This is a genomic window from Paenibacillus solisilvae, assembly GCF_042656405.1.
Classification (GTDB): Bacteria; Bacillota; Bacilli; order Paenibacillales; family Paenibacillaceae; genus Paenibacillus_Z; species Paenibacillus_Z solisilvae.
This window is the reverse complement of record NZ_JBHSOW010000037.1, coordinates 77,346-83,786: the sequence shown is the minus strand read 5'-3', so window position 1 is coordinate 83,786 and position 6,441 is coordinate 77,346. Positions and strand designations below refer to the sequence as shown.

The following is a 6,441-nucleotide window of genomic DNA, read 5'->3' as shown; positions in this document are numbered from 1 at the left end:
GTGGTCTTGGATCTCCCGCGTGCTCACACCCTTGGCATAGAGGGCAACGATTTGATCTTCAATACCAATTACATTGGACTGGTGCTTCTTCACAACAAGCGGTTCGAATTCGCCCTCACGGTCACGAGGAATAGAGAGTTGCTGCTCTCCATACTCGCTAGTAATGGTTTTCTTGCTCTTGCCATTGCGCCTGTTGGTCGTCTGCTTATTCTGCATGTCATGTTTCTGATCGCCCAAATGAGCATCCATCTCACCCTCCAGCATCTCTTGCAGCGTCTCGGCAAACAGATCTTTCAGGGCATTTTGAGCATCCTGTGCGGATACCAACTTGTTCTCTTTAATGAAATCCCGGAGCTGCTGCTTCGTCCATAACCCCATGTGTAGTCCCCAACCTTTCGTATACTACCATTTTAATAGGTTTTGGAGTTTACACAAACTATTTTACAGACTCTCTCATTACTGTCCCTGTCCTTAAAATTAATACCACCAAAAAAATCTATATCCAACATCATTATTCTTTTTTTAATGACTTCTTCCTCCTTGCTATATTTCCCGTCATAAAAGCTATTCATTTCAGCTTTTTTCGAAGCATTTCACGAAAAGAAAACCACATGGAGTTGTTACACTCACATATGGTAGCAGACAGTTTACTTTTCATTTAATTCATTGTAACCTATTTCTTTAAATAATTTATTTATAACCTCTAACGCTTTTCCCCCCCAATTCTCTTCTAACTCAGTAAAATGAATAAATTCCAATTCTTTTTCTGTTCTTGATACAACCTCGGAAAATTGATTTGGAACTGCTATCCAAGATAAACGGCGGTATAGCTCATCAATACTGCATGTACCATCTTTGAACTTTTGGCAAACTTCAATTAATTCATTCATCTGTAGCATTTCTCCTTATTTTGTAATTAATGTAACGACAGCGCCTCTGATATTAGTAATTACGGTCAAACTTCCTGAAGTATAAGACAAATTTCCATTACCTTGGATTATTGGCTGTGTAGAATTTATTACATCTTCAACATATTGAGGTGCCACTCCTCTACCATAGTCAATCTGTCCTGTCGATTCAATTCTAGATGCACCTACTTTCCCTCCCGCAGTATCGCTTGTATACCTCATACCGCTTGGTTGCATTCGGTCGACAGCATGTCGAGAAAATAATCTATTTCCTACAATCGCATATGTTTGACCATCTACATTAACCTTTTCATAATCTTTCCATGCTGCCCATAAGATTTTCTTCTCGGTTTGTTTTACCACCGCTTGCGTAACTTCCCGTGCAGTGACTTTTATAACAGCTTTTCCAGCTCCTTTCGCTATTCCAGCAACGCCTCCAAGTACGTCATAAATTGGACCATTATCTTCATGTGCGCAATGAACAACAGCATACAAACTCGCTTCACCTTATAATAAATTAGATATTGTACGCTTTACTTGTTTGGTCTAGGGGTCTGAGCATGGCAGGATCCTCGTTGCGCCGCGTGTCCAGCAGTCGGCGAATGAATAGGGGAGGTACTCTAAAGTAATCGGTTTTGACAGTCTTCCAAATTACATGATATTGTAACTTTGAATTTAGAGATCGAATGTTGAGGGGAGAGTTTATAACGATGTATGAACAGAAAACAAAAGAAACCGACAACAGCGTAATCGAGTTTATTGATAATGTCGATAATCAAAAGAAGCGTGAAGATGCCTATAAGCTGTTAGATATATTTACGGAAACGACAGGCTGTCCTGCAAAGATGTGGGGACCGAGTATCATTGGTTTCGGCTCCTATCACTACCGATACGACTCCGGTCATGAAGGAGTTGCACCGCTGGTTGGTTTCTCACCTAGAAAGGCAAAGATAAGTCTGTATTTTGCGACTGGCGACACAGAGCGAGATGCGCTGTTGCAGAATTTCGGGAAACATACTTCAGGTAAAGCCTGCGTCTATATCAATAAAATAGCGGACATTGATGTTGAAGTTTTGAAAGCGATGATAAGCCAATCCATCAAGTTTTTGAATGAAACTTATCCGGGTCATTGAAGTCTTTGAACTAGCAGGAACAGTTGATATCCCAACCAGGCAGTTTTGTTCAAAATTGAAATGTTTTCGAATCTTCAAAAATTATGTTTACCTCACAAAGGTTATCTGATAATATAATCGCAATGTTCAAATGCGACGAAGAGAAGAGTAAATAGATGAATTCTTTGACAGAGAGCTCCGTCAGCTGAAAAGGAGTAAAGAGTTCTTTATTGAACAAAGCCTCAGAGCAGCACATCGGAATCCCATAAAAAGGAGGATGGTGTGACAGGAGCTCCTGTTACAGAGCTAGAGTATAAGCATTGCATTGTAATGCCGTACTTGAAGAGGCTAATATGGCGACATATTAGCGAATCTGGGGTGGTACCGCGAGTATACAAATCTCGTCCCTAAGACTGACTAAGTCTTGGGGGTGGGATTTTTTTATTTTTGCAAAGGGAATATGGCTCACATGCAGCATTTTAGTACACCAAATCAGATTGTTTGAATAGTTAATTAGGGAAGATCATGCATGCTTTTTGAAAGGATTTGAATATCTTATGACAGAAAAATTGAAGGTTGGTATCGTCGGTGGAACGGGTATGGTAGGGCAGCGTTTTGTTCAGCTGCTGGATCAGCATCCCTGGTTTAAGGTAACGGCCATTGCAGCCAGTGCCAGTTCGGCAGGTAAAACGTATGAAGAATCTGTACAAGGCAGATGGAAGTTGGCTACCCCAATTCCTGAAGAAGTGAAGGATATTGTCGTTCAGGATGCTTCAAAAGTGGATGAGGTTGCCGCTCAGGTCGATTTTATTTTTTGTGCCGTTGATATGAACAAGTATGAAATTCAAGCATTGGAAGAGGCGTACGCAAAAACAGAGACGCCCGTGATATCCAATAATTCGGCTCACCGCTGGACGCCTGACATCCCGATGGTCGTTCCGGAAATTAATCCCGGGCATATTGAAGTGATTGCAGCTCAGAGAAAGCGGCTCGGAACCAAGGCCGGATTTATTGCCGTTAAGCCCAACTGTTCGATTCAGAGCTATGTGCCGGCCCTTCATGCACTGCAGGAGTTCAAACCAACGAAAGTGGTTGCATCGACATACCAGGCGATTTCCGGAGCCGGAAAAAACTTTACCGATTGGCCCGACATGTTGGATAATGTCATCCCTTATATTGGCGGCGAGGAAGAAAAAAGCGAGCAGGAGCCGTTGCGCATATGGGGCAGCATCGTAAATGGTGAAATTATAAAAGCTAGCGCACCATTAATTACAACGCAGTGTATTCGTGTTCCAGTCACGGATGGGCATTTGGCTACGGTATTCGTATCGTTCGAGAATAAACCTTCGAAAGAAGAAATTCTCGATCGCTGGCTGAAATTCAATGGACGGCCTCAGGAGCTTGGTCTGCCAAGCGCCCCCAAGCAGTTCATCACGTATTTTGAAGAAGAGAACAGACCACAGACGAAGCTTGATCGCAACTTGGAGCGCGGTATGGGCGTTTCGGCGGGTAGATTGCGTGAGGATTCCATATACGACTATAAATTTGTAGGACTATCGCATAATACATTACGCGGAGCAGCGGGTGGTGCTGTTCTGATCGCCGAACTGCTTAAAGCAGAAGGGTACATTCAGGCAAAGTAGAAGCATTCACATTCATTCGAATAGATAGACAAAACAGCAAGCATTCCGATACGTTCGGGGGCTTGCTGTTTTTCAGAGTTGATGAATTTCAAGTTTACAAAATAGTAACAGGGGGAGAGAGAGGAATTAATCACCTCATGTGGAAAAGGTAATCGAGTCATGAAAAGAAAATTGTTGAGTTCGAATTGAAGGAGGAATCTTATGCCCATTCATTCCTATGGCGTGCTCAAATGCATGGCTACTGACCGGCGTCTAGGCACAAACGATAACCCCCATTATCAAGTGCACGCCGCCGCTAATAACGAACATTTTCGCATCGCGATCAATGTCAAGTCACAGCTCAGACCGTCCGAGCTGCTGTACTGCATCATTGACAATTTTCAGCATGTCTTGACGGCTGAATTGCCTTTGCTGCCATTTGGGTTTACGCTGCAAGCAAGCAAGCCTGATGGTCAGGCGCTTGATTATATCCGCAGCAATCTGTTCGACCGCCGCGACATGGTACCGTTGGCATTTGATATACCGGGAAGAGATAACGACCTTAATGAGAAGCTTGACTTCTATGTACGCCGCGCGATGGAGACAGATGATGCAGTTCTGTACGCATTTGGGGAAAGATGGGGTCCGGAAATCGGCAAATCGGACAAAATTTTTGGATTCGAGCCCGGCAACGGCATTCACGATATTCATATGAATCAAGGAAACAGCGGCAGGTTTACGAAAGACGACGGCATCTACCAAGATGGCGGGCTTCTGATTCATTTTCCTTCCGAAGAGAGATGGATTGCCGTATTCCTTGCATTTCAGTCTCAATCGTGGCATACCGACGATCGGTCGGGACATGCCATCGAAGGTCCCGGGGAGGAACCGATACCTGATTCAGGGGAGACGCCGGTACCACTGCCGGAAAGCGCTATTCGAATCGCTGGAGCCATTGTGCTGCCAGAAGGCGGCGGAAATGAAACGGTTACGCTGCTTAATGCTTCCAGCCGAGCCGTAGACCTGACCGGATGGGCCATCGCCAACAAGGAGAAGCAAAAGCACAAGCTGCAGGGCGTCATCCAGGCCGGACAGTTTCTCCCCGTTCCCATAACTAATCCGGGATTCCTTCGAGACAAGGATGATATCATTACCCTACTAAACCAAAATGGCTTGAAAATTGCCGGGGTCTCCTATACGAAGCATCAGGTAAAACCGAGCTGGACGATTTTATTTTGAGACTTGATCTCATTCCAGGTGAAAAGGAAAAGTACAACAGGCGATCGGGAACTTTCCCAATCGCCTGTTTGATTTGGATGAATATAGCAAAGGTTGTGCATACTCAACATAATTAGTGGAAATTCAGGAGGGATTGAGGTGGGTAAACAACTTGATTCTTTGCCAATCTCCGTTGAATTGGAGACCAATATTCACAACCTTACCCAGTCTTTCGATGCTCCTTCAGATATACATATCAGGGAATTCTGTTTACATGGAATAAAAGGCTGCCTGCTGTATCATATCGCGTTCACCGATCGGGAAATCTTGCAATCCTTTGTTTTAAAGCCTCTCCTCAAAGCGACTGAAGACCGCCTTGAAGATGTGCTGCCCATCTTGGATATCGAGCGCGTAAACGAGTTAAAAGCGGCAGCTGCAGGGATGCTTCAGGGCAAATGTGCCATTCTTCTTGATCAAAGCACGGATATCCTGCTCGCGGATGTCAGCATTAGTACAAAGGACAGCGCCTCCGTACCTCAAAATGAACAAACGATCCGCGGCTCTCATGAAGGATTTGTTGATGATGTGGATGTTAATACACAGCTGATACGCAAACGATTAAAGACGCCCAACCTTGTTGAACGGAATTTCATATTAGGTGCTCAAAGCCCGCATAAAGTTTCGTTGATGTTTATAAATGATCTTGCCGATTCGAAGGTGGTAGACGAAGTTGCAGACCGGATAGCTGCGATTTCCACCGATTTTGTTAAATCTGCAGGGCATATTACCGAATTTCTGGAGAGCAGTACATGGTCGTTATTCCCGCAAATGCTTTACTCCGAAAGACCCGACACCACAGTTTCCCATTTGATGGAAGGAAGAATCGTGGTGCTGGTTGATGGAAATGCATCTGCCGTCATTCTCCCTGTAACATTCTTTATGTTTTTTCAAGTCTCGGATGATTTTGTTCTCAGATGGTGGAATGGGACATTTTTCCGCTTTCTTCGCTTTCTCAGCGTGTTGATTACAATGGCAATGCCGTCCATTTACATTGCCATCGTATCGAATCACTTTGAAGTTCTTCCAATCGATTTGGTTTTTTCTTTGAAAGCATCGCTCGAAAATATACCTTTCAATCCGTTAATTGAAGCACTGTTTATGATAACCGTGCTGGAGCTGCTTCGGGAAGCCGCGCTTCGGCTTCCCAAGGCGATTGCCTCAACCTTGTCCATTGTAGGCGGTCTAGTCATCGGAACGGAGGTTGTCAATGCGAACCTGGTCTCCACGACGATGATCGTGGTTATTGCTCTTACTGCTGTCGCTTCCTTTAGTGTACCTTCTCATGAAATGAGGCTTGCGCTTCGGCTTGTCAGCATACCCATCATGTTCGCTTCTGCTTTACTCGGTTTTGCCGGAATTGCTTTTAGTTTCAGTCTATTGTTCATGCATTTAACTAAACTCGAAACGTATGGAGTCCCGTATTTTTATCCGCTAACTCCCTTAAACCCGAGGCGGCTGCTGTCAACGCTAATTCAGCTGCCAAGGCGGCTATTCGGCCGGAAGATGTCCAGGTAGGAGGGA

At 44.4% G+C, this 6,441-nt stretch carries 6 protein-coding genes, 1 pseudogene and 1 other annotated feature; of the genes and pseudogenes, 4 read left to right on the top strand and 3 right to left on the bottom strand.

Going from position 1 to position 6,441, the window contains the following annotated elements; all coding sequences use genetic code 11:
- From ACFPYJ_RS10470 to ACFPYJ_RS10460, 3 genes are all read right to left on the bottom strand, one after another.
- Positions 1-378, bottom strand: a 378-nt coding sequence (locus ACFPYJ_RS10470; protein WP_379188077.1) for a transposase, incomplete at its 3' end; no start/stop codon positions are given.
- Between the two features lie 269 nt (positions 379-647).
- Entirely contained in the window at positions 648-890 is a 243-nt protein-coding gene (locus ACFPYJ_RS10465) for a hypothetical protein (protein WP_379188076.1), read from the bottom strand.
- Positions 891-905: 15 nt separating this feature from the next.
- A complete protein-coding gene (locus ACFPYJ_RS10460; RefSeq protein WP_379188075.1) occupies positions 906-1,403 on the bottom strand; it encodes a hypothetical protein in 498 nt (165 codons plus the stop codon).
- Between the two features lie 215 nt (positions 1,404-1,618).
- On the opposite strand from ACFPYJ_RS10460, the gene ACFPYJ_RS10455 reads away from it, so the two are divergent.
- From ACFPYJ_RS10455 to ACFPYJ_RS10435, 4 genes and pseudogenes are all read left to right on the top strand, one after another.
- Positions 1,619-2,041, top strand: coding sequence for a DUF1801 domain-containing protein (locus ACFPYJ_RS10455; protein WP_379188074.1), 423 nt, complete (start codon positions 1,619-1,621; stop codon positions 2,039-2,041).
- Between the two features lie 126 nt (positions 2,042-2,167).
- Positions 2,168-2,432, top strand: a binding site (T-box leader).
- Between the two features lie 145 nt (positions 2,433-2,577).
- On the top strand, positions 2,578-3,663 hold the full coding sequence (gene asd / locus ACFPYJ_RS10450; protein WP_379188072.1) for an aspartate-semialdehyde dehydrogenase: 1,086 nt from the start codon (positions 2,578-2,580) through the stop codon (positions 3,661-3,663).
- A 201-nt stretch (positions 3,664-3,864) separates the two neighbouring features.
- Positions 3,865-4,509, top strand: a pseudogene (locus ACFPYJ_RS10445) (DUF2278 family protein); the annotation flags it as partial.
- A 510-nt stretch (positions 4,510-5,019) separates the two neighbouring features.
- On the top strand, positions 5,020-6,435 hold the full coding sequence (locus ACFPYJ_RS10435; protein ID WP_379188071.1) for a spore germination protein: 1,416 nt from the start codon (positions 5,020-5,022) through the stop codon (positions 6,433-6,435).
- The last annotated feature ends 6 nt before the right edge of the window (positions 6,436-6,441 follow it).